Annotated in this window: 19 protein-coding genes; 6 read left to right on the forward strand and 13 right to left on the reverse strand. The window is 61.9% G+C overall.

Translation table 11 applies throughout. The features are described 5' to 3' along the window. The first annotated feature begins 97 nt into the window (after window positions 1–97). From P3C29_RS09655 to P3C29_RS09670, 4 genes are read left to right on the forward strand one after another with little or no spacing between them, the layout of a single operon-like run. Entirely contained in the window at window positions 98–406 is a 309-nt protein-coding gene (locus P3C29_RS09655) for a PepSY domain-containing protein (protein WP_008432789.1), read from the forward strand. Next, entirely contained in the window at window positions 406–729 is a 324-nt protein-coding gene (locus P3C29_RS09660) for a PepSY domain-containing protein (RefSeq protein ID WP_010172783.1), read from the forward strand. The genes P3C29_RS09655 and P3C29_RS09660 overlap by 1 nt, the downstream gene beginning before the upstream one ends. After that, window positions 729–1,397, forward strand: a complete 669-nt coding sequence (locus P3C29_RS09665; RefSeq protein ID WP_017476155.1) for a response regulator transcription factor — start codon at window positions 729–731, stop codon at window positions 1,395–1,397. The genes P3C29_RS09660 and P3C29_RS09665 overlap by 1 nt, the downstream gene beginning before the upstream one ends. Then, on the forward strand, window positions 1,394–2,710 hold the full coding sequence (locus P3C29_RS09670; RefSeq protein WP_275964410.1) for a sensor histidine kinase: 1,317 nt from the start codon (window positions 1,394–1,396) through the stop codon (window positions 2,708–2,710). The genes P3C29_RS09665 and P3C29_RS09670 overlap by 4 nt, the downstream gene beginning before the upstream one ends. A gap of 42 nt (window positions 2,711–2,752) precedes the next feature. On the opposite strand, the gene P3C29_RS09675 is transcribed toward P3C29_RS09670, so the two are convergent. After that, on the reverse strand, window positions 2,753–4,900 hold the full coding sequence (locus P3C29_RS09675; protein WP_275964411.1) for a methyl-accepting chemotaxis protein: 2,148 nt from the start codon (window positions 4,898–4,900) through the stop codon (window positions 2,753–2,755). Between the two features lie 251 nt (window positions 4,901–5,151). Here P3C29_RS09675 and P3C29_RS09680 point away from each other — a divergent pair, with 251 nt between their 5' ends. After that, window positions 5,152–6,471 (forward strand): Na+/H+ antiporter NhaC family protein, encoded by a 1,320-nt coding sequence (locus tag P3C29_RS09680; RefSeq protein WP_169389406.1) that lies wholly within the window; start codon window positions 5,152–5,154, stop codon window positions 6,469–6,471. A gap of 69 nt (window positions 6,472–6,540) precedes the next feature. Further along, window positions 6,541–8,220, forward strand: a complete 1,680-nt coding sequence (locus P3C29_RS09685; protein WP_010172765.1) for a methyl-accepting chemotaxis protein — start codon at window positions 6,541–6,543, stop codon at window positions 8,218–8,220. A 59-nt stretch (window positions 8,221–8,279) separates the two neighbouring features. Here the strand turns inward: P3C29_RS09685 and P3C29_RS09690 are convergent, their stop codons facing one another. From P3C29_RS09690 to nuoC, 12 genes are all read right to left on the reverse strand, one after another. Beyond that, window positions 8,280–8,549 carry a transcriptional regulator gene (locus tag P3C29_RS09690; RefSeq protein ID WP_201126213.1) on the reverse strand — a complete coding sequence of 90 codons (270 nt, stop codon included), beginning with the start codon at window positions 8,547–8,549 and terminating at the stop codon, window positions 8,280–8,282. Window positions 8,550–8,646: 97 nt separating this feature from the next. Beyond that, window positions 8,647–10,110, reverse strand: a complete 1,464-nt coding sequence (nuoN, locus tag P3C29_RS09695; RefSeq protein WP_010172761.1) for an NADH-quinone oxidoreductase subunit NuoN — start codon at window positions 10,108–10,110, stop codon at window positions 8,647–8,649. Between the two features lie 7 nt (window positions 10,111–10,117). Further along, window positions 10,118–11,650 carry an NADH-quinone oxidoreductase subunit M gene (gene nuoM / locus P3C29_RS09700; protein WP_010172759.1) on the reverse strand — a complete coding sequence of 511 codons (1,533 nt, stop codon included), beginning with the start codon at window positions 11,648–11,650 and terminating at the stop codon, window positions 10,118–10,120. 49 nt (window positions 11,651–11,699) lie between these two features. Then, complete coding sequence (nuoL, locus tag P3C29_RS09705; RefSeq protein WP_003219559.1) at window positions 11,700–13,553, reverse strand: NADH-quinone oxidoreductase subunit L; 1,854 nt, start codon at window positions 13,551–13,553, stop codon at window positions 11,700–11,702. Further along, window positions 13,550–13,858 carry an NADH-quinone oxidoreductase subunit NuoK gene (nuoK, locus tag P3C29_RS09710; RefSeq protein WP_003219560.1) on the reverse strand — a complete coding sequence of 103 codons (309 nt, stop codon included), beginning with the start codon at window positions 13,856–13,858 and terminating at the stop codon, window positions 13,550–13,552. The genes nuoL and nuoK overlap by 4 nt, the downstream gene beginning before the upstream one ends. Before the next feature lie 2 nt (window positions 13,859–13,860). Beyond that, window positions 13,861–14,364: an NADH-quinone oxidoreductase subunit J gene (gene nuoJ, locus P3C29_RS09715; protein WP_003219561.1), complete on the reverse strand. Its 504-nt coding sequence runs from the start codon at window positions 14,362–14,364 to the stop codon at window positions 13,861–13,863. A gap of 9 nt (window positions 14,365–14,373) precedes the next feature. Further along, window positions 14,374–14,922 carry an NADH-quinone oxidoreductase subunit NuoI gene (nuoI, locus tag P3C29_RS09720; RefSeq protein ID WP_003174725.1) on the reverse strand — a complete coding sequence of 183 codons (549 nt, stop codon included), beginning with the start codon at window positions 14,920–14,922 and terminating at the stop codon, window positions 14,374–14,376. Between the two features lie 11 nt (window positions 14,923–14,933). After that, window positions 14,934–15,941, reverse strand: coding sequence for an NADH-quinone oxidoreductase subunit NuoH (gene nuoH / locus P3C29_RS09725; protein ID WP_003219563.1), 1,008 nt, complete (start codon window positions 15,939–15,941; stop codon window positions 14,934–14,936). Beyond that, on the reverse strand, window positions 15,938–18,652 hold the full coding sequence (gene nuoG / locus P3C29_RS09730) for an NADH-quinone oxidoreductase subunit NuoG (RefSeq protein WP_275964412.1): 2,715 nt from the start codon (window positions 18,650–18,652) through the stop codon (window positions 15,938–15,940). Before nuoG ends, nuoH begins: the two co-directional genes overlap by 4 nt. A gap of 135 nt (window positions 18,653–18,787) precedes the next feature. After that, window positions 18,788–20,143 (reverse strand): NADH-quinone oxidoreductase subunit NuoF, encoded by a 1,356-nt coding sequence (gene nuoF / locus P3C29_RS09735; RefSeq protein ID WP_010172750.1) that lies wholly within the window; start codon window positions 20,141–20,143, stop codon window positions 18,788–18,790. Beyond that, complete coding sequence (nuoE, locus tag P3C29_RS09740; RefSeq protein WP_003219568.1) at window positions 20,140–20,637, reverse strand: NADH-quinone oxidoreductase subunit NuoE; 498 nt, start codon at window positions 20,635–20,637, stop codon at window positions 20,140–20,142. Before nuoE ends, nuoF begins: the two co-directional genes overlap by 4 nt. Before the next feature lie 2 nt (window positions 20,638–20,639). Further along, window positions 20,640–22,424: an NADH-quinone oxidoreductase subunit C/D gene (gene nuoC, locus P3C29_RS09745; RefSeq protein ID WP_003219570.1), complete on the reverse strand. Its 1,785-nt coding sequence runs from the start codon at window positions 22,422–22,424 to the stop codon at window positions 20,640–20,642. Between the last annotated feature and the right edge of the window lie 52 nt (window positions 22,425–22,476).

A 22,476-nucleotide genomic window follows, 5' to 3' on the forward strand; every position in this document is an offset into this window, starting at 1 on the left:
CTCGCAGAGAATTGCCATGGTGGCAATTCAGTTTCAGTTAAGTTGGATCCAGTACGGTGAGCCCCGTAGGCAAAATATCCTGAAACGGAGACTCACCATGAAAACCCTCACAGCCTTGATCGCCAGCAGTATCATCGCCCTCACCGCAGGCGTCGCCCAGGCTCGCGACCTGGGGCCGGACGAGGCACTGAAGTTGCGCGACGCTGGTACCATTGTGTCTTTCGAGAAGCTCAATGCCATTGCACTGGCCAAACATCCCGGCGCTACCGTGCATGAAACCGAGCTTGAAGAGGAATACGGCAAGTACCTGTATCAGGTTGAACTGCGCGACGCCCAGGGCGTTGAGTGGGACCTGGAATTGGACGCTGTCACCGGGGCCGTCCTCAAGGATCATCAGGATACGTAATGAAGGTAAATCTACGCACCAGCGTTCAAGTGGCGCTGGTGCTCCTGGCATTTTGCTCAAGCCTGGCCGCTCGGGACCTGGGCCAGGACGAAGCGTTGCGCCTGCGCCAGAAGGGCGTGATCGCGCCGCTCGAGCACCTGCTGGGGCCCGCGTTCGAGCGTTACCCGGGCGCCAAGTTGCTCGACGCCGAGCTTGAAGAGCACAAGGATCGTCCTGTGCGCTATATCTATGAAATCGAACTGTTGACGGTGGAAGGCGTGGTGCGCGAGATCGAACTCGACGCCAACACCGGCCAGTTGCTCAAAGACAAGGAAGACGACTGATGCGCCTGCTCCTGGTGGAAGACCACGTACCCCTGGCCGATGAGCTGATGGCCGGGCTCAATCGCCAGGGCTATGCCGTGGACTGGCTGGCGGACGGGCGCGATGCGGTGTATCAGGGGCGCAGCGAACCCTACGACCTGATCATTCTCGACCTCGGCCTGCCGGGTTTGCCCGGGCTTGAGGTGTTGACGCAATGGCGTGCCGCTGGCCTGGCCACGCCAGTGCTGATCCTCACGGCCCGCGACTCCTGGGCCGAGCGCATCGAAGGGCTCAAGGCCGGGGCCGACGATTACCTGAGCAAACCGTTTCATCCCGAAGAGCTGCACCTGCGTATCCAGGCCTTGCTGCGCCGTTCCCATGGCCAGGCCAATCAGCCCACCTTGCAGGCCGCCGGCTTGCACCTGGATGAAGGGCGCCAGTGCGTGATGCGTGACGGCGAGGAGATCCAGCTGACCGCCGCCGAGTTTCGGTTGTTGCGTTACTTCATGCTGCACCCCGAGCAAATCCTTTCAAAAAGCCACTTGGCCGAACACTTGTACGACGGCGAGACCGAGCGTGATTCCAATGTGCTGGAAGTCCACGTCAATCACCTGCGTCGCAAGTTGGGCCGCAGTGTGATCGAGACCCGGCGCGGCCAGGGTTACCGGTTTGGCGCCAGCCCGGCATGAGGTCGATCCAGCGGCGCCTGAGCCTGGGATTGATCAGCGTGATGGTGATCGTCGGCCTGGTGTTGGCGCAGACCAGCCTGTGGCTGTTTGAAGTGGGCCTGCAACGGTACCTGGAATCCGGCTTGCGCAACGACAGCGAGAACCTGCTGGTGGCGCTGGTGCGCGGGCCCACAGGTGTTCAACTGGATGAGCAGCGGCTGTCACCGGCCTATCAGCGGCCGTTTTCCGGGCACTATTTCCGGATCGATTTTGGCGGCACTCACTGGCGTTCGCGCTCGTTATGGGACCAGGAACTGCCGCAACTGCCCCAGGCCGGGCTCAAGGGCAACCTGCAATTGGGCCCGGAAGGCCAGCAACTGCTGGTGTTGCGTTCGGACTACAAGCGCTTCGGCCAATCGATTTCCATCAGCGTGGCCCAGGACTACACCCCGGTCAGGGAAAGCTTTCGCCTGATGCGCCAGATTGGCCTGGTGCTCGGGCTGGCAGCGCTGTTGCTGATCCTGATTCTGCAACGCGTCACCGTGCGCCGCGCGTTACGCCCGCTGGAGACCGCGCGCAACCAGATCGCCCAACTGCAACAAGGCCAGCGCTCGCAACTGGACACCCAGGTACCGGTGGAACTGGAACCGCTGGTGGCGCAGATCAACCATTTGCTGGCCCACACCGAAGACAGCCTCAAACGCTCACGCAACGCCCTGGGCAACCTCGGCCATGCCTTGAAAACCCCATTGGCGGTATTGCTGAGCGTGGCGTCCAGCGAGCAGCTCAAGGACCATCCACAGCTCAGCAAGCTGCTGCGCGAACAGTTGGAGCAGGTGCAGCAACGACTTAACCGCGAACTCAATCGTGCCCGTTTGGCCGGCGAGACGCTGCCCGGTGCCTTGTTTGACTGCGATGGGGAATTGCCGGGGTTGCTGGCGACCTTGAACATGATCCATGGCGAGCATCTGGATTTGAGTTACCGCGCACGCCCAGGCTTGCAGTTGCCGTGGGACCGCGAGGACTTGCTGGAACTGTTGGGCAACCTGCTGGACAACGCCTGCAAATGGGCGGATGCCGAGATTGTGTTGAGCATCAGCGAAACCCCGGAAGGCTTTCGGTTGGCCGTGGAGGATGACGGGCCGGGGATTCCCGAAAGCCAGCGTGACCAGGTGTTCAGCCGAGGCACTCGGCTGGATGAGCAGACTGACGGCCATGGCCTGGGGCTGGGGATCGTGCGGGACATTGTCGACGTGTGGGGCGGGGTGCTGCTGTTGCAGGAAAGCGAGCTGGGCGGGCTGAAGGTAGTAATCGATCTGCCACGCCGCCACTAAACGGGAGGTGAAGGAGCGGGTTCCTTCACCTCCGGCGTATCATCAAACCCTGAACTGATCCATCAGGCCCTGCTGCTGGTTCGCCAGGCTGTTCAACGCCTGACTGACCCGCGCCGACTCATTCGCCTGCTCGGACAACGACTCCGTCACATCCCGGATCGTCGCCACGTTGTTGTTGATCTCCTCGGCCACCGCGCTTTGCTCTTCGGCGGCGCTGGCGATCTGCAGGTTCATGTCGCTGATCACCGTCACTGCATCGCCGATCTGGCGCAGAGCGGTCACCGCCTGGCCCACCTGTTCGACGCTGCCCTGGGCCTGTCGGTGGCTGTTGCTCATGGAACCGACCACGTCCTGGGTGCCGCTTTGCAATTGCTCGATCACCAGGCGGGTTTCCTCCACCGACTCCTGGGTACGCCGTGCCAGGTTGCGCACTTCGTCGGCGACCACCGCAAAACCGCGACCGGCCTCACCGGCGCGGGCGGCTTCGATGGCGGCGTTCAACGCCAGCAGGTTGGTCTGCTCGGCAATCGCACGAATCACTTCCAGCACCGATCCGATCTTCTCGCTATTGGCCGCCAACCCTTCAACCTGGGTCATCGCGGTGCTCATATCGGCCGCCAGATGACCGATGCTGGTGGTGGTGCGGTCGATCACGGTCAAGCCTTCGCGGGTGGCCTGATCGGCATCGCGGGCGGCTTGGGCCGCTTGGGCTGCACTGCGGGCGACGTCCTGGGCGGTGGCGCTCATTTCGTGGGAGGCGGTGGCCACCTGGTCGACCTGGCGGTATTGCTGCTCCATGCCGGCGCTGGTTTCGGTGGCAATGGCGGCCGACTGGTCGGCGGTGCCGCGGGCGTCCTGCACCGAGCGTTTGACCTGGGCAATGATCGGTTGCAGCTTGTCGAGGAAACGGTTGAACCAGCCCGCCAGCTCACCGAGTTCGTCGTGCTTGTCGTAGGCCAGCCGGCGGGTCAGGTCGCCTTCGCCGCTGGCAATGTCTTCCAGCATGCGCGCTACGCCGAGGATCGGACGCGTCACGCTGCGAGCCATCAGCCACACCAGCAACAGGCCGACGATCGCGGCCAACAGGCCAAGGCTCAGTTCCAGCAGGGTGCCCTTGGCGTTGTCGGCGTCCAGTTTGACCTTCAGGGCTTCGGCCGGCGCGACCAGGACTTTTTCCGGCACATCCAGCAGAACGCCCCACGGTTTGCCGTCAGGGATTGGCTGGAACGGTGCCAGCACCTTGAGTTGATGGTCGGTGCGCACACTGCGGGTCTGGGTGCTGCTCGCCAGCGAGCTGATCAACTGTGGGCCGTTGGCCGTGTCGACGGTGTCCAGGCGCTGGCTGAGTTTGCCGGCATCCGGGCTGTAGCCGGCCAGCAGGCCCACCGGGCTGATGATGCTGACGCTGGTCTGGCCGTCGTAGAGCTTCTGGCTGGCGCCCTGGCTGACCGCCTGCAGGCTGTTGAGGTTGATGTCCACCGACAGCGACGCGATGACTTTGCCGTTGACCATCAGCGGGAACACGATGCTGGTCATCAGCACCTTTTGCCCGTCGATGACATAGAAGTACGGCTCGATCACGCAGGGTCTGAGGGTGGTGCGCGGGCACGTGAACCAAGCGTTGGCTTTTTCGCCGCTGGGTCCGATGCTGGTGTCGGACATGTCGCTTTCGGGCAGTGACATTGAGGTCAGTTTGCCTGCGGTCGGCTGGGACCAGTACAGCGCAAAGCGGCCCTTGTCGTTGCTGCCCAGCTCTGGCTGGTTGGCGAACAACTCGTCCTTGCCATCCAGTGCGTTGGCTTCGAACACCAGGGACAGGCCCAGCAGGTCCGGGTTGGCTTGCAGCGCGGCTTTGACCTGGCGAGTCAGGTCTTCGCGCAGGTCGAAGGCATCCAGGAAGCGTTTCTCGGCCTGTTCGCGCAGGAACAGCACCTGCCGGGAAAAGCCGTGGCCGTATTGATAGGCGTCCATGAACTGCTGGCGAATCCCCAAGGCCTGGACTTCACCCTGGGCTTCGATACGGGCCTGGGCGGCTTCGTCGAGCATTTCCATGCTGGAGGCCTTCACCAGATCGGAACTCTGCGCCATGCGGTACAGCGACAGACCCACCAGCAAGGTCACGATGCCCAACAGGCAGAGACCGGCCAGCAGGGTAATTTTCCATTGAATGGACAGCTGTCTGAGCGACATGGAGCCTTCCTTAACCTTTTGATACGACAGAGACGATCTGCCTGTATCGGCCGGTCAGGATTTTTCTTTATTCAAACGTTCAATTTAAAGCTGTTTGTGGGGTGAGAGGGCTTTGACATGCTTGCCTGCCTGCTGCAAAGTGCGCGCCCTCTAATAAAACTCCTTTAAAACCTGATGTGCGGCAGCTGTCCCCGACAGCAGCCCGGGCAGGTGCGTGCTTTTTTTATGTTTTCTGTCTTGAGGTAACGATGATTAATGCAGTAATCGCCGCGGTCGGCACCATGCTGGTGCTCAGCCTGTCCCGCGTGCATGTGGTGATCGCGATTATTGTCGGTGCACTGGTGGGTGGCCTGACCGGCGGCCTGGGCATCGATGCAACGCTCAAGGCGTTCAACAGTGGCCTGGGTGGCGGTGCGACGGTGGCGCTGTCTTACGCGCTGCTCGGCGCTTTCGCGGTGGCGATTGCCAAGTCCGGCCTGGCTCACGCGTTGGCAGACAAAGCCTTGCTGCTGGTCGACCGTCAGGAAGCCACGGGCGGCAGCCACGTCAAATGGCTGTTGATCGGCTTGCTCTGGGTGGTGGCCATCGCCTCGCAGAACATCTTGCCAATCCACATCGCGTTTATCCCGCTGCTGGTACCGCCGCTTTTATACGTGCTGACCAAGCTACAACTGGACCGTCGGCTGATCGCCTGCGTCATGACCTTCGGCCTGATCACGCCCTATATGTTTCTGCCGGTGGGTTTCGGCAACATCTTCCTGAATCAGATCCTGCTGGCCAACGTGGCCAAGAGCGGCGTCGACATCAGTCAGGTCAATGTCACCCATGCCATGGGGCTTCCGGCGCTGGGCATGGTGGTCGGCTTGCTGGTGGCGGTGTTTATCAGCTACCGCAAGAAGCGCGTGTACGACCTGGAGAAGATTGAGCGGGTCGAGCAGGTGGCCGTGCAATACAACCCGCTGACCCTGCTGGTGGCCGGCCTGGCGATTGCGGCGGCGTTCATTATCCAGCTGTGGCTGGACTCGATGATCATCGGCGCCCTGGCCGGGTTCCTGATCTTTTCGGTGTCGGGCATTGTGCGCTGGCGCGACACCGATGACCTGTTCACCGAAGGCATGAAGATGATGGCGATGATCGGCTTCATCATGATCGCCTCGTCGGGCTTTGCCGAAGTGCTCAAGGCCACCGGCGAAGTGCAGACCCTCGTGCAAGCCTCGGCGGCGTTTATCGGCCACAGCCGGGGTGTGGGGGCGTTGCTGATGCTGCTGGTGGGGTTGCTGGTGACCATGGGCATCGGCTCGTCGTTTTCCACGGTGCCGATCCTGGCGGCGATCTTTGTACCGCTGTGCGTGCAGTTGGGCTTCAGCCCGCTGGCCATCGTGTGCATCGTCGGCACGGCCGGTGCACTGGGCGATGCCGGCTCGCCCGCGTCGGACTCGACCCTGGGGCCGACCTCGGGTTTGAACATCGACGGCCAGCATCACCATATCTGGGACACCGTGGTCCCGACGTTCCTGCACTACAACATTCCGCTGCTGGCGTTTGGCTGGTTTGCCGCGATGACGCTCTGAGGGATTGTCCTACAGATTTATTGTAACTAGCCGTTAACCTCTTAAGGTGTCCCTTAAGAGAGAAGAGCCATGCGTCTGAGTCTAAAGGCCAAAGTACTGTCCCTTGCTGTCCTGCCCGTGTTGTTGTTTGCCGTGATCATCAGCCTGACCACGGTGTGGATCCTTCAGGAGCAGGCCCGCAAGGAGGTCGAAGAAACCCGCCAGAACCTGCTCAACGACGCCAAGACCACCTTGCGCGGCTACGTCGAGGTGGCGCTGACCACCATCAAGCCACTGTATGACGCGGCCGCCCAAGGCGATACGACGGCGCGGGCGCAGGTGGTCAAGCTGCTGTCCAACACCAGCTATGGCAAGGACGGTTATTTCTTCGGCTACGACTCCGAGACCATTCGCCTGTTCAAGGGCAACAGCCCCGACGGCGTCGGCAAAAGCTTCAAGGACAACCGCGACCCGAATGGCGTCTACGTCAACCGCGACCTGGTGAAAGTCGGCAAGGATGGCACCCACTACCTGCAATACAGCTCGACGCAGCCTGGCCAGACCGAGTTGGTGCCCAAGCTTGGCTACACCGAATACCTGCCCAAGTGGGACATGGTGATCGGTACCTCGGTGAACCTGGACGGCATTGACGCCCAGGTCGCCGAGGTTCAGGCCAAGGTGGAGAAACGCATGGAAGGCGTGGTGCTGAGCATCATCGGGATCGCCGTGGTAGTGCTGTTGGTGATCGCCGCCGTGGGCATGCTGGTGGCCAACACCATCCTGCGGCCGTTGCACCTGATGAAGATCAACCTCGACGACATCGCCGCCGGTGAAGGCGACCTGACCCGCCGCCTGGCCATCACCAGTCAGGACGAACTGGGGGAACTGGCCGGCTCGTTCAACCGCTTTGTCGACAAGATCCACGGCCTGGTGCGCCAGATCACCGAGATGACCTCCCAGCTTACGGGCCTGGTAAGCCAGGTCGCCGAGCAAGCCAGCCGCTCGGAGAAAGCCATGGAGCGCCAGCGTCACGAGACGGACCAGGTGGCCACCGCCATCAACGAAATGTCCTCCGCCGCCCATGAAGTGGCCCGCAGTGCCCAAGGCGCGGCGGTGGCGGCGCAACAGACCGACGCCGAAGGCCAGGCTGCGAAAAAAGTCGTGGACGGCAGCATCGCGCAGATTCACGCGCTGGTGAACGACATCCGCAGCAGCGGCGTGTCCCTGGACAGCTTGCAGCAGGACGTTTCGTCGATTGTCAGCGTGCTCGGGGTGATCCGCTCGATTGCCGAGCAGACCAACTTGCTGGCCCTCAACGCGGCCATTGAAGCCGCACGGGCAGGGGAGGCCGGTCGTGGGTTTGCCGTGGTCGCCGACGAAGTGCGGGCGCTGGCCAGCCGCACCCAGCAAAGCACCCAGGAAATCCAGGGCATGATCGACCGCCTGCAAAAAGGCACCGAAGCCGCCGTGGAATCCATGCGCCGCTCCAGCGACGCCGGAGACGGCACCTCGGCCCAGGCCAACGAAGCGGGTGCGTCCCTGGACACCATGGCGCAACTGATCGGCACCATTAACTCGATGAACGCTCAGATCGCCAGCGCCGCCGAAGAACAAACCGCCGTGGCCGAAGAGATCAACCGCAGCGTGCATCAGATTGCGGTGGCGGTGGACAGCGTGGCGGATGAAACCCAACAGGGCGCCCAGACCTCCCGCAGCCTGGCGGACCTGGGGCAGCGGTTGGGGCAGTTGGTGGGGCAGTTCAGGATTTGATTGCAGGCTTGAGCCGTCGGCAACGTCCTGTCGCCGACGGGCTTGGCTGGATTGATCGATCAGGTCAACAGCGCCAAACGTTCTACCGTCTCCGGAAACTGCGCCACCAGCCGAATCAAGGTTGCCGCCTGAGCATTGGGTGTGGCCCGGCCTTGCTCCCAATTTTCCAGGGTCCGGGTGTTGGTGCGCAGGTACATCGCAAATACCGAGCGCGACAGATTGAGTTGTTGACGCACAGCGACTACTTCGTCGGCAGTGAGCGGTGCCAGCTTGCTCAACTGCACCTTGTGGCTGCGCAGCGTTACCTGGCCTTGTCGTTCATCTGCCAGCGCGTCGAAGCCTTCATCGCGAGCAAGCTTGCTCCTAAAGCGGAAAGCAAAACGGCGCCCTAAGGCGCCGTTTTGCTTGCTGCGTTTAACTAAGTGATCAACCCGCCATCACCGCATGCTGCACCAGGGTGAGCAACGGTTGTGGGTACACACCCAGGAAGAACGCCAGCAGGGCGATTGCCAGCAGCATCACGCCGCCCGCTTTCTGTTCCCAGTGCAACTCGGCGTCCACACGGCGCAGGTTTGGCTCGATCAGATACAGGGTCACCATCACGCGCAGGTAGTAGAACACGCCGATGGCGCTGCCCAGTACCAGCGAGGCCACCAACCACCATTCGTGGGCTTCAACACCCGTCGCCACGATGTAGAACTTGCCGATGAAGCCGGCGGTCAGCGGGATGCCGGCCAGGGACAACATCATCACGGTCAGTACGGCAGTCAGGTACGGACGGCGCCAGAACAGGCCGCGATACTCGTACAGAGCGTCCGCGTCACGGCCTTTGTAAGGCGAGGACATCAGGGTGATCACACCGAATGCACCGAGGCTGGTGATCACGTAGGTGACCAGGTACACGCCGATGGCTTCCATCGCCAGGCCCTTGCTTGCCACCAGGGCGATCAGCAGGTAACCGAAGTGCGCGATGGACGAATAACCCAGCAGACGCTTGAGGTTGTTCTGAGTCAGCGCCAGCAGGTTACCGAACAGGATCGACGCGATCGCGATGATGGTCAGCACGTTGCTGAGTACACCGGTGTTGGCCGCAGGGGAGATCTGGAACAGACGCACCATCACCGCAAACACGGCGACTTTCGACGCGGTAGCCAGGAACGCAGCCACCGGCGCCGGGGCGCCTTCGTACACGTCCGGGGTCCACAGGTGGAACGGCACCAGCGACAGCTTGAACGCCAGGCCGATCAGCATCATGGCCAGGCCCAGCTGGGCGATGGGCGCAGGGCTGCCGGAGGTCGCCAGGGCGTGACCGATACCGCTGAAGCTCAGGCTGCCGGCTTCTGCGTAGAGCAGGGCCATACCGAACAACAGGAACGCGGAACCGGCGGCCGACAGCACCATGTACTTGATGCCGGCTTCCAGGGAGCGCTTGTTGAAGAAGGCATACGCCACCAGGCCGTAGACCGGGATCGACAGCAGTTCCAGGCCGATGAACAAGCCGGCCAGGTGCTGTGCGCTGACCAGCACGATACCGCCGGCCGCAGCCAGCAGGATCAGCAGGTACAGCTCTTCGCGGTTGCCCGGGTAGCCGGTGCCGCCTTCGCCGAGGTAGGCGTGGGCGAGGGTGACGCAGGCCAGGGTGGCAACCAGGATCAACGCGATATACAGCAGCGCGAAGTCATCGACCATCATCAGCGGGGTCACGGCCAGTGGCGCGACCTTGAGTGCCGGGATAATCGACAGCAGGGCCAGGTTCAAACCAGCACAGGACAGCAGGAACGTTTGTGAGTGATTGCGGCGCCAGGCGATCGCCAGCATCACCACCACGATGGTGAGGCTGGTGATCAGCAGCGGCGCAAGCGCGATAAAGTGTTGGATCGTGAATTCCATAGCGCTCTTACCGGGCCGAAGCGAGTTGAGAGAAGGCGGTGCCGAACCACTGCTGCACGCCATGCATCGTTGCGGCAGAAGTATCCAGGAACGGTTGCGGGTACACGCCGATGAACACCAGCAGTACCGCAAGGCCGAGCACCATGATCAGTTCGCGAGCATCCATCCCTTGCAGGACGGTGTCGGACTTGGCCGGGCCGAAGTAGGCGCGGTGGATCATGATCAGCGAGTAGACCGAACCGAACACCAGGCCGGAGGTAGCGATTGCACTGATCCACGGGGTTTGCACGAAGGCACCCATCAGGATCAGGAACTCACCGATGAAGTTACCGGTACCCGGCAAGCCCAGGGAGGCAGCGGCGAAGAACAGGCTGATGGCCGGCAGGTAGGCGATACGCGACCACACGCCACCCATCTCGCGCATGTCACGGGTGTGCAGGCGCTCGTACAGTTGGCCACTGAGGATAAACAGTGCCGCGGCCGACACACCGTGAGCCAGCATCTGGATCACGGCGCCTTGCAGCGCCAGTTGGCTGCCGGAGTAGATGCCGATCAGTACGAAACCCATGTGGGAAACGGACGAGAAGGCAATCAGACGCTTGATGTCGGTTTGGGCGAAGGCCAGGAATGCACCGTAGAAGATCCCGATCAGACCGAGGGTCATGGCGATCGGCGCAAACTCGGCCGAGGCATTCGGGAACAGCGGCAGGGCGAAACGCAGCAGGCCGTAGGCCGCCGTCTTCAACAGGATGCCGGCGAGGTCTACGGAACCTGCGGTCGGCGCCTGGGCGTGAGCGTCAGGCAACCAGGAGTGGAACGGCACCACCGGCAGCTTCACCGCGAACGCGATGAAGAAGCCCAGCATCAGGATGTACTCGGTGGTCAGGGACATCTTGGTTTTCAACAGGTCGGCGTAGTTGAACGTGATCACGCCCGTGCTGTTGAAGTTGACCAGTACCAGGCCCAGGATCGCCACCAACATGATCAGGCCGGAAGCCTGGGTGAAGATGAAGAACTTGGTCGCGGCGTAGATCCGGGTTTTCTTGCCGTCCGAAGAACTGTGACCCCAGAGCGCGATGAGGAAGTACATCGGCACCAGCATCATTTCCCAGAAGAAGAAGAACATGAACAGGTCGAGGGCGAGGAACACGCCGACAACGCCGCCCAGGATCCACATCAGGTTCAGGTGGAAGAAGCCCACGTGACGCTGAATTTCTTTCCAGGAGCAGAGTACCGAGAGGATACCCAGCAGGCCGGTCAGCAGGATCATCAACAGCGACAGGCCGTCGAGGGCCAGGTGCACGTTGATGCCGAAGCGCTGGATCCACACGTGCTTGAATTCAAGCGCGAAGGTGGGATCGACACCCGGTGCCGGAGCAAATGAATAGTCGCCATGGGCCCACAGCCAGAGGCCGAGCGCGAGTTCCAGGGACATGGTCAGCAACGCAATCCAGCGGGGGAGGGTGGCGCCGAAGCGTTCACCCATCCAGCAGAGCAGGCCGCCGATAAAGGGGATCAGGATTAGCCAGGGCAGAATCATGACGGGCTCGTTTCCTTTCGCAAGTTCGCAAAGTTCGCAATGTGCATAGTCAGACCGCGACCACGATGATGGCGCCGATTACCAGGACGGCACCGGCCGCCATGGAAGCTGCATACCAACGCAATTGGCCGGTCTCGCTGCGGCTCAGGGCGGTGTGACCGGCCTTGGCGGCACGCGGGATCAAACCGATGGTCTGGTCGAGCGGGTCTTTGCGCAGTACGTGGCTGATCGCAAGGTAAGGCTTGACGAACAGTTTGTCGTAGATCCAGTCGAAGCCCCAGGCAGCGAACCACCAGGCCGAAAGGAAGCGGCCAATGCCACTGTTGGCGATGGCGGTGACGAAGCGGCGCTTGCCGAGGAACAGCAGGGCCGCCAGCAGGATACCGGCGATGGCGATGGCACCCGAGGCGATTTCCAGGCTGTGCTTGGCGGCGCCGCCGGCATGGCCAGCGCTCTCCGGCAGTACACCGGCCAGAGGCGGGGTGATCATGGCGCCGACGAAGGTCGACAGGATGATCAGCACCGACAGTGGCAGCCAGTGGGAAATGCCGTGGCCTGCGTGGGCTTCAGTCTTGGCTTCACCGTGGAACGTGATGAAGATCAGGCGGAAGGTGTACAGCGAGGTCATGAACGCACCCACCAGGCCGGCGTACAGCAGGCCGTGGTTACCGCTGGCAAAGGCTTCCCAGAGGATTTCGTCTTTCGAGTAGAAACCTGCGGTCACCAGTGGCAAGGCCGACAAGGCCGCGCCGCCGACGATGAAGCTGGCGTAGGCCAACGGCAGTTTCTTCCACAGGCCGCCCATCTTGAAGATGTTCTGCTCGTGGTGGCAGGCAACGATCACCGCACCGGAAGCAAGGAACAGCAGGGCCTTGAAGAAGGCGTGGGTCATCAGGTGGAAGATCGCGCCGTCCCAGGCACCCACGCCCAGGGCCAGGAACATGTAGCCGATCTGGCTCATGGTCGAGTAGGCGAGGATACGCTTGATGTCGGTCTGAACCAGTGCAGCAAAACCGGCCAGTACCAGGGTCACGCCACCCACCAGGCCCACCAGATGCAGAATCTCTGGCGCCAGGGTGAACAGGCCGTGGGTACGGGCAATCAGGTAGACACCGGCGGTCACCATGGTTGCGGCGTGGATCAGTGCCGAAACCGGGGTAGGGCCGGCCATCGCATCCGCCAGCCAGGTTTGCAGCGGCAGTTGTGCGGATTTACCCACAGCACCACCCAGCAGCATCAGGGTCGCCAGGGTGATCCAGAAGTCGCCGACCTGGAATTTCTGCGGTGCCAGCACCAGCAGTTCCTGGATGTTCAGCGTGCCCACTTGCTGGAACAGGATGAACAGGCCGATGGCCATGAACACGTCGCCGATCCGGGTCACGATAAAGGCCTTGAGTGCGGCGTTACCGTTGTTGCGGTTGCTGTAGTAGAAACCGATCAACAGGTACGAGCACAGGCCCACGCCTTCCCAGCCGAAGTACAGGAACAACAGGTTATCGCCCAGCACCAGGAACAGCATGCTGGCGATAAACAGGTTGGTGTAGGCGAAGAAGCGCGAGTAACCCGCTTCACCGCGCATGTACCAGGACGCGAACAGGTGGATCAGGAAGCCTACACCGACGACCACGCCAAGCATGGTGATCGACAGGCCGTCGACGTAGAGGGCGAAGTTGGGCTTGAAGCCCTCCACCGACATCCACTGCCACAACACCAGGGTGTAGTGGCCGCCTTCCGGCGGCGCGACGTTGAATTGCCAGATGACGTAGGCGGCGACAATCGCCGACAGGCCAATGGACCCCACACCGACCAGGGCCGAGAGGTTTTCCGACCAGCGTCCACGGGAGAACGACAGCAGCAGGAAACCGATCAGGGGAAATACGAAAGTCAGAAAGATCATGTTCATCCGCGCATCTCACTGGCAGCGTCGATATCAAGCGTGTGGAAGCGACGATACAGTTGCAGCAGGATCGCCAGGCCAATACTGGCCTCGGCGGCTGCCAGGCTGATCACCAGGATGAACATCACTTGTCCATCCGGCTGGCCCCAACGGCTACCGGCCACGATGAACGCGAGTGCCGCGGCGTTCATCATGATTTCCAGGCTCATCAACACGAACAGAATGTTGCGGCGAACCATCAGGCCGACCAGGCCTAGGCAGAACAGGATGCCGGCAACCGCCAGACCATGCTCCAAAGGGATAGCAGGCATCGTCATTGCTCCTTGGCTTCGTTGCGGCCCAAGTGGAAGGCGGTGATGGCTGCAGCGAGCAGCAGCATCGAAGCCAGTTCGACCACCAGCAGGTACGGGCCGAACAGGCTGATGCCCACGGCTTTCGCGTCTACGGTGGTGTGGCCGATGGCCTGGCCGCTCTGGTGAGCGAACAGCACATACAGCAGCTCACCCAGCAGCAGGGCTGCGAGGATCACCGGGCCGAGCCAGATGCCGGGCTTGAGCCAGACGCGTTCCTGGGCGACCGAAGCCGGTCCCAGGTTGAGCATCATCACCACAAACACGAACAGCACCATGATGGCGCCGGCGTAGGCGATCACTTCCAGCACACCGGCGAACGGTGCGCCGAGGCTGAAGAAGGTCATGGCCACGGCGATCAGCGAAATGATCAGGTAGAGCAGGGCGTGCACGGGGTTAGTGTTGGTGATCACGCGAAGCGTGGACACCACTGCAATACCCGATGCGAAATAGAAAGCGAATTCCATCTTTCTTCCTTAAGGCAGCAAGCTCTTCACGTTGATCGGCTCGGCTTCGTTTTGTGCGGCGCCTTTCGGCTTACCGGCAACGGCCATACCTGCAACACGATAGAAGTTGTAATCAGGGTTTTTACCGGGACCAGAGATCAGCAGATCTTCTTTCTCGTACACCAGGTCCTGACGTTTGAACTCGGCCATTTCGAAATCCGGTGTCAGCTGGATCGCGGTGGTCGGGCAAGCTTCCTCGCAGAGGCCGCAGAAAATGCAGCGCGAGAAGTTGATGCGGAAGAAGTCCGGGTACCAGCGACCGTCTTCGGTTTCAGCTTTCTGCAGCGAGATGCAACCCACCGGGCACGCCACGGCGCACAGGTTACAGGCCACGCAGCGCTCTTCGCCGTCGGGGTCGCGGGTCAGGACAATGCGGCCGCGATAACGCGGCGGCAGGTACACCGCTTCTTCCGGGTATTGCAGGGTGTCGCGTTTGCGAAAGCCGTGACCGAACACCATCACCAGGCTTCGCAACTGGGTACCGGTACCCTTAACGATGTCGCCAATATATTTGAACATGGGTCAAATCCTCACTGAACCGCGCCCGCTGGCGTGTTCAACAACACAACGGCAGCAGTCACCAGCAAATTGATCAGGGTCAGCGGCAGGCAGAATCGCCAGCTGAAATCCATCACCTGGTCATACCGTGGACGCGGGATGGAAGCGCGCAGCAGGATGAACAGCATGATGAAGAACGCGGTCTTCAGGAAGAACCAGAAGAACGCCAGCTGCGGCAGGATGCCGAATGGACCGTGCCAGCCGCCGAAGAACAGCGTGACCAGCAGGGCCGAGATCAAGATGATGCCGATGTACTCACCTACGAAGAACATGCCCCACTTCATGCCGGCGTATTCAATGTGGTAACCGTCGGCCAGTTCCTGTTCCGCTTCCGGCTGGTCGAACGGGTGACGGTGAGTCACGGCGACGCCAGCGATGAAGAAGGTACAGAAGCCGAAGAACTGCGGAATGATGAACCACAGGTTCTGCGCCTGGTACTCGACGATGTCGCGCATGTTGAACGAGCCCACCTGCACCACGATGCCCATCAGCGCGAGGCCCATGAACACTTCGTAGGAGACGGTCTGGGCCGAAGCCCGCAAGCTGCCCAGCAGGGCGAACTTGTTGTTGCTCGACCAACCGGCGAACAGCACCGCGTAGACCGACAAACCGGCCATGGCGAAGAAGAACAGCAAGCCGATGTTCAGGTCCGCCACGCCCCAGGTCGGGGTGATCGGGATGATTGCGAAGGCAATCAGCAAGGCGCTCATGGCCACGACCGGTGCCAGGGTGAAGATCACCTTGTCGGCAAACGGCGGGGTCCAGTCTTCCTTGAAGAACATTTTCAGCATGTCGGCGGCGATCTGGAACATACCAAACGGGCCAACGCGGTTCGGACCATAACGGTCCTGCCACCAGCCCAGCAGGCGACGTTCGACGAAGCTGAGCAAGGCGCCCGCCACGACCACGGCCAACAGGATCACGATGGCCTTGACCACCGCGATGATCACGTCGATCACTTCAGGGGTGAACCAGGTCATTGAGCTGCCTCCTGCAGACCGTCAACGGTAAGGCCGAAGATCGCTGGAGGAATCCCCGCGAGGCCTTTTGGCAATGCAACCAGGCCAGCACCCAACTCTTCGTTGATGCGCAGCGGCAGACGCAGGGTCTTGCCGGCAACGTTCAAGCTGAGCAGGGCACCGTCGTTGACGCCCAGGCGGTCGGCTTCGGACTTGGCTACGGACACGTAGGCGGCCGGAATGCGCTCTTGTACCGGCGCGGCTTTGGAAGAGGTCTCTTCGCTGCCGAACAGGTGGAAGAACGGCACAACCTGCCAGGTACCCTGGGCCGGGTTGAACGGACGCGGCACGCTGGCGAACCAGTTCAGCGAGTCACCGGTGCTTTCGATCAGGCGGGTGCCCGGGTCGCCAGCGCGGATGTGACCACCGACTTCGTCCTGGAACTTGTTCCAGGCCTGTGGCGAGTTCCAGCCCGGCGACCAGGCGAAAGGCACCTGCTGACGTGGCTCGGCCGAACCCGAGTAACCTTCCATGGAGAAGGCGAACGCGGTGTCGTTGTCTTGCGGCGTACGTGGCTCGTGCACGCTGATGTCCGCACGCATGGCGGTACGGCCGGAGTAGCGCAGCGGTTCGCGGGCGAGTTTCATGCCCTTGATGCGGAACGCGGCGGACGGCGCGGCGTCGACGATACGGGCCAGTTGCGGTGCGGCTGCGGCTGCGGCGGCTGTCACGTGGTCGAGCTGGGTCCAGTCGATCGGCTGGTTCAGCAGGGTGGCGCGCAGGGCATGCAGCCAGCGCCAGCCTTCGTGAACCAGGATGCTGGCGTCCATGTACTTCGGATCGAACACCTGGAAGAAACGCTGGGCGCGGCCTTCCTGGCTGACCAGGGTGCCGTCGCCTTCAGCAAAGGTGGCGGCGGGCAGTACCAGGTGGGCGCGGTCGCTGGTGGCGGTTTTCTGGTGGTCGGCAACGATCACCACTTTGGCCGCGTTCAGCGCTGCGTCGACCTTGGCCGAATCCGTGCGGGTGTACAGGTCGTTTTCCAGCACCACGATCGCATCGGCGCTACCGTCGGTCACGGCCTGCAGGGCCGCGTCCAGGGACTCGCCACCGAGCATGGCCAGGCCGAGGCTGTTGGCTTCCGGCACGATCAGGCTGATGGAGCCGTTCTTCTCGCGCAGCTTCAAGGCTTTGGCGATGTTGGCGGCGGCTTCGATCAGTGCCTTGGAACCCAGCGAGGTACCGGCAATGATCAATGGACGCTTGGCGGCCAGCAGTGCGTCGGCGATGCGCTTGGCCAGCTCAACGGCTTCAGCGTCCAGGCCTTCAACGGCAGGTGCGCTGGCGTCGAGGGCGTGGGCCACGGCGAAACCGATGCGGGCCAGGTCGTCCGGTGCTGCGTGCACGCATTCTTCAGCGATGTCGTCGAGCTTGGTTTCAGCCAGCGATGCGATGAACAGCGGGTTCAGCGCGTGCTGGCCGATGTTTTTCACCGCAGCGTCGAGCCAGGGCTGGACGCGCATGGCGTCGGCCATGTCTTCGGCCTTGCCTTTCACCGACTGGCGCAGGGACAGGGCGACACGGGCGGCGGTCTGGGTCAGGTCTTCACCGAGGACGAAGATCGCGTCGTGGTCTTCGATGTCGCGCATGTTCGGAACCGGCAGCGGGCTGTCGTTCAGAACTTGCAGTACCAGGCGGATACGCTCCAGTTCACCGGCTTCGATACCCGAGTAGAAGTGCTCGGCACCCACCAGCTCGCGCAACGCGTAGTTGCTTTCGAGGCTGGCGCGGGGCGAACCGATACCGACGATGTTGCGACCGCGCAGCAGGTCGGCGGCTTTATCCAGCGCTTCGTCCAGGCTCAGCTTGGCGCCGTCGGCCAGCAATGGCTGACGCGGGCGGTCTTCGCGGTTGACGTAGCCGTAGCCGAAACGGCCACGGTCGCACAGGAAGTACTGGTTGACCGAACCGTTGAAGCGGTTTTCGATCCGACGCAGTTCGCCGTAACGCTCGCCCGGCGAGATGTTGCAACCGCTGGAGCAGCCATGGCAGATGCTCGGCGAGAACTGCATGTCCCACTTGCGGTTGTAGCGCTCGGAGTGAGTCTTGTCGGTGAACACACCGGTCGGGCAGACCTCGGTGAGGTTGCCGGAGAATTCGCTTTCGAGGGTGCCATCTTCAACGCGACCGAAGTACACGTTGTCGTGGGCGCCGAACACACCGAGGTCGGTGCCGCCGGCGTAGTCCTTATAGAAGCGCACGCAGCGGTAGCAGGCGATGCAGCGGTTCATCTCGTGGGAAATGAACGGGCCCAGTTGCTGGTTCTGGTGGGTACGCTTGGTGAAGCGATACCGGCGCTCGTTGTGGCCGGTCATCACGGTCATGTCTTGCAGGTGGCAGTGACCGCCTTCCTCACACACAGGGCAGTCGTGCGGGTGGTTGGTCATCAGCCATTCGACGACGCTGGCGCGAAACACTTTCGCTTCTTCGTCTTCGATGGAGATCCAGCTGCCGTCGGTGGCGGGCGTCATGCAGGACATGACGATACGACCACGGGTGTCGTTCTCGTCGGTGTACTGCTTGACCGCGCACTGGCGGCAAGCGCCAACGCTGCCAAGGGCGGGGTGCCAGCAGAAATATGGAATGTCGAGGCCTAGCGACAGACACGCCTGTAACAGGTTGTCTGCCCCATCGACTTCGAGCTCTTTGCCGTCTACGTGGATAGTGGCCATGGTTCAAAGTTCTTCGTTGGCCCGGTGTCAGCGGGCGTGGCTAATGGAATCTTGTTATTCATGTGCATCAACACAGCCTTGAAGGCGTCAGCACATGAGAAAGCGAAGGGCACGGACCCTTCGCCTTTTTAAGCGTTACGCGCCGACTACAATCGGCCTTGCCAGAGGCGGGACGGCGGCGCTTTTGGGCGCAATGCCGGCTTCGAACTCCGAGCGGAAGTATTTGATCGCGCTGCCCAATGGCTCCACGGCGCCCGGTGCGTGAGCACAGAAAGTCTTGCCAGGGCCGAGGAAACCCACCAGACCCAGCAGGGTCTCGATATCGCCTGGCTGACCTTCGCCTTTCTCGAGGGCCATCAAGAGCTTCACGCTCCATGGCAAACCATCGCGGCACGGGGTGCAGAAACCACAGGATTCGCGGGAGAAGAACTGCTCCATGTTGCGCAGCAACGACACCATGTTCACGGTGTTGTCCACGGCCATGGCCAGGCCGGTACCCATACGGGTGCCCACCTTGCCGATGCCGCCGGCGTACATTTGTGCGTCCAGATGCTCGGGCAACAGGAAGCCGGTACCGGCACCGCCTGGCTGCCAGGCCTTGAGGGTGTAGCCGTCGCGCATGCCGCCGGCGTAGTCCTCGAACAGCTCGCGCGCGGTCACGCCGAATGGCAGTTCCCACAGGCCCGGGTTCTTGACCTTGCCGGAGAAGCCCATGAGCTTGGTGCCCATATCCTCGCTGCCTTCGCGGGCCAACGATTTGTACCACTCCACGCCGTCGCCGATGATCGCCGGCACGTTGCACAGGGTTTCAACGTTGTTCACGCACGTCGGCTTGCCCCACACGCCCACGGCGGCAGGGAAGGGCGGCTTGGAACGCGGGTTGGCGCGGCGGCCTTCGAGGGAGTTGATCAGTGCGGTTTCTTCACCGCAGATGTAACGCCCGGCGCCGGTGTGCACGAACAGTTCGAAGTCGAAACCCGAACCGAGGATGTTCTTGCCCAACAGGCCTGCGGCCTTGGCTTCTTCCACGGCACGGTTCAGGTGCTTGGCGGCGGTGGTGTATTCGCCACGCAGGAAGATATAGCCACGGTAGGTTTTCAGCGCGCGGGCACTGATCAGCATGCCTTCGATCAACAGATGGGGCAGTTGCTCCATCAGCATGCGGTCTTTCCAGGTGTTCGGCTCCATTTCATCCGCGTTGCACAGCAGGTAGCGGATGTTGATGGATTCGTCTTTCGGCATCAGGCCCCACTTAACGCCCGTGGGGAAGCCTGCACCGCCGCGGCCTTTGAGGCCGGCGTCCTTCACGGTCTGGACGATGTCGTCCTGGGCCATGTCGGCAAAGGCTTTGCGCGCGGCTGCGTAACCGTTCTTGGCCTGGTACTCGTCGAGCCATACAGGCTCGCCGTCATCACGCAGGCGCCAGGTCAGCGGGTGAGTCTCGGCCGACCGCTTGATGCGGTTGGCAGGACCGAAGGAAGTCAGGGTCATGGGTAGCCCTCGAGCAATTGGGTGACGCCAGCAGGCTGCACGTCACCGAATGTGTCGTCGTCGATCATCAACGCCGGCGCCTTGTCACAGTTGCCCAGGCAGCACACCGGCAGCAGCGTGAAGCGGCCGTCCGGAGTGGTTTGGCCCAGGCCGATGCCCAGCTTGCTCTGGATCTCGCTGACCACGGACTCGTGGCCACCGATGTAGCAGACCATGCTGTCGCACACGCGAATGATGTGGCGGCCAACCGGCTGGCGGAAGATCTGGCTGTAGAACGTCGCCACGCCTTCAACGTCGCTGGCAGGGATGCCCAGGATCTCGCCGATGGCGTAGAGGGCGCCGTCCGGCACCCAGCCACGTTCCTTCTGGACGATCTTCAAGGCTTCGATCGACGCCGCGCGCGGGTCTTCGTAGTGATGCAGCTCGTGCTCGATGGCCGAGCGCTCGGTTTCACTCAAGGTGAAACGGTCTGTCTGGATAAGCGTGCTGTTCATGCTTAGCGGTCCACGTCGGCCATAACGAAATCGATACTACCCAGGTACGCAATCAAGTCCGCGACCATTTCACCTTTGATCACCGAAGGGATCTGCTGCAGGTGCGGGAAGCTTGGAGTACGAATCCGGGTGCGGTAGCTCATGGTGCCGCCATCGCTCGTCAGGTAATAACTGTTGATACCCTTGGTCGCTTCGATCATCTGGAAGGATTCGTTGGCCGGCATGACCGGGCCCCACGAAACTTGCAGGAAGTGCGTGATCAGGGTTTCGATGTGTTGCAGCGTGCGCTCTTTCGGCGGCGGCGTGGTCAGCGGGTGATCCGCCTTGTACGGGCCTTCCGGCATGTTGCGCATGCACTGTTCGATGATCTTCAGGCTCTGGCGCATTTCTTCGACGCGCACGATGCAGCGGTCGTAGGCGTCGCCGTTGGCCGCCAGCGGGACTTCGAATTCGAAGTTCTGGTAGCCGGAGTACGGGCGCGCCTTGCGCAGGTCGAAGTCGCAACCGGTGGAACGCAGGCCAGCACCGGTGACGCCCCATTCCAGGGCCTCTTTGGTGTTGTACTGGGCGACGCCGATGGTCCGGCCCTTGAGGATGCTGTTGTCCAGGGCGGCTTTCTGGTACTCGTCCAGACGCTTGGGCATCCAGTCGATGAATTCCTTGACCAGGCGCTCCCAGCCACGCGGCAGGTCGTGCGCCACACCGCCGATGCGGTACCAGGCCGGGTGCAGGCGGAAACCGGTGATGGCTTCGATGACCTTGTAGGCGCGCTGACGGTCGGTGAAGGTGAAGAACACCGGGGTCATGGCGCCGACGTCCTGGATATAGGTACCCAGGAACAGCAGGTGGCTGGTGATCCGGAAGAACTCGGCCATCATGATGCGGATGGTGTCGACCTTGTCCGGCACCTTGATGCCCGCCAGCTTCTCGACCGAGAGCACGTACGGCAGGTTGTTCATCACGCCGCCGAGGTAGTCGATACGGTCGGTGTACGGGATGAAGCTGTGCCACGACTGACGCTCGGCCATCTTCTCGGCGCCACGGTGGTGGTAGCCGATGTCCGGTACGCAGTCGACGATTTCTTCGCCGTCCAGCTGCAGGATGATACGGAAGGCACCGTGAGCCGAAGGGTGGTTCGGGCCCAGGTTGAGGAACATGTAGTCCTCGTTGGTGCCGGAGCGCTTCATGCCCCAGTCTTCCGGACGGAAGCGTGCAGCCTCTTCTTCAAGCTGCTGCTTGGCGAGGGTCAGGCTGAATGGATCGAATTCGGTGGCGCGGGCAGGGAAGTCCTTGCGCAGCGGGTGACCTTCCCACGTTGGCGGCATCATGATGCGCGACAGGTGCGGGTGGCCCGGGAAGTCGATGCCGAACATGTCCCATACTTCACGCTCGTACCAGTTGGCGTTAGGCCAGATACCGGTCACGGTCGGAACGCTCAGGTCGCTCTCGGAGAGGGCAACCTTGATCATCACGTCGCTGTTACGTTCCAGCGACATCAGGTGGTAGAACACGGTGAAGTCGGCGCCGCTCGGCAGTCCCTGGCGCTTGGTGCGCAGGCGCTCGTCCACGCCATGCAGGTCATAGAGCATGACGTACGGCTTGGGCAGGTTGCGCAGGAAGCTCAGGACTTCGACGAGCCTGGCACGCGCCACCCACAGCACCGGCATACCGGTGCGTGTGGCCTGGGCGGTGAAGGCGTCAGGGCCAAAACGGTTATTGAGTTCGACGACCACATCCTGGTCGTCTGCCTTATAAGGCGGGATGTACAGAGCACTGCCTGTAGTCATGGTTTTTTATCGCTTTCGGTCAACGTAAAGAATGAAGCCAGGTTTTCGTTCT

The organism is Pseudomonas sp. 1912-s, assembly GCF_029269205.1.
Lineage (GTDB): Bacteria > Pseudomonadota > Gammaproteobacteria > Pseudomonadales > Pseudomonadaceae > Aquipseudomonas.

Bases quoted from the DNA above. Each gene is read 5' to 3' on its own strand.
- nuoM (WP_010172759.1), bottom strand. From the start codon at position 11,650: ATGATTCTGCCCTGGCTAATCCTGATCCCCTTTATCGGCGGCCTGCTC.
- nuoH (WP_003219563.1), bottom strand. From the start codon at position 15,941: ATGACCTGGTTCACCCCTGAAGTGATCGACGTGATCATCGCGGTGGTC.
- nuoN (WP_010172761.1), bottom strand. From the start codon at position 10,110: ATGGAATTCACGATCCAACACTTTATCGCGCTTGCGCCGCTGCTGATC.
- P3C29_RS09685 (WP_010172765.1), top strand. From the start codon at position 6,541: ATGCGTCTGAGTCTAAAGGCCAAAGTACTGTCCCTTGCTGTCCTGCCC.
- nuoE (WP_003219568.1), bottom strand. From the start codon at position 20,637: ATGAACAGCACGCTTATCCAGACAGACCGTTTCACCTTGAGTGAAACC.
- nuoL (WP_003219559.1), bottom strand. From the start codon at position 13,553: ATGAACATGATCTTTCTGACTTTCGTATTTCCCCTGATCGGTTTCCTG.
- P3C29_RS09665 (WP_017476155.1), top strand. From the start codon at position 729: ATGCGCCTGCTCCTGGTGGAAGACCACGTACCCCTGGCCGATGAGCTG.
- P3C29_RS09675 (WP_275964411.1), bottom strand. From the start codon at position 4,900: ATGTCGCTCAGACAGCTGTCCATTCAATGGAAAATTACCCTGCTGGCC.
- P3C29_RS09660 (WP_010172783.1), top strand. From the start codon at position 406: ATGAAGGTAAATCTACGCACCAGCGTTCAAGTGGCGCTGGTGCTCCTG.
- nuoG (WP_275964412.1), bottom strand. From the start codon at position 18,652: ATGGCCACTATCCACGTAGACGGCAAAGAGCTCGAAGTCGATGGGGCA.
- nuoC (WP_003219570.1), bottom strand. From the start codon at position 22,424: ATGACTACAGGCAGTGCTCTGTACATCCCGCCTTATAAGGCAGACGAC.
- P3C29_RS09655 (WP_008432789.1), top strand. From the start codon at position 98: ATGAAAACCCTCACAGCCTTGATCGCCAGCAGTATCATCGCCCTCACC.
- nuoK (WP_003219560.1), bottom strand. From the start codon at position 13,858: ATGCCTGCTATCCCTTTGGAGCATGGTCTGGCGGTTGCCGGCATCCTG.
- nuoI (WP_003174725.1), bottom strand. From the start codon at position 14,922: ATGTTCAAATATATTGGCGACATCGTTAAGGGTACCGGTACCCAGTTG.
- nuoJ (WP_003219561.1), bottom strand. From the start codon at position 14,364: ATGGAATTCGCTTTCTATTTCGCATCGGGTATTGCAGTGGTGTCCACG.
- nuoF (WP_010172750.1), bottom strand. From the start codon at position 20,143: ATGACCCTGACTTCCTTCGGTCCTGCCAACCGCATCAAGCGGTCGGCC.
- P3C29_RS09670 (WP_275964410.1), top strand. From the start codon at position 1,394: ATGAGGTCGATCCAGCGGCGCCTGAGCCTGGGATTGATCAGCGTGATG.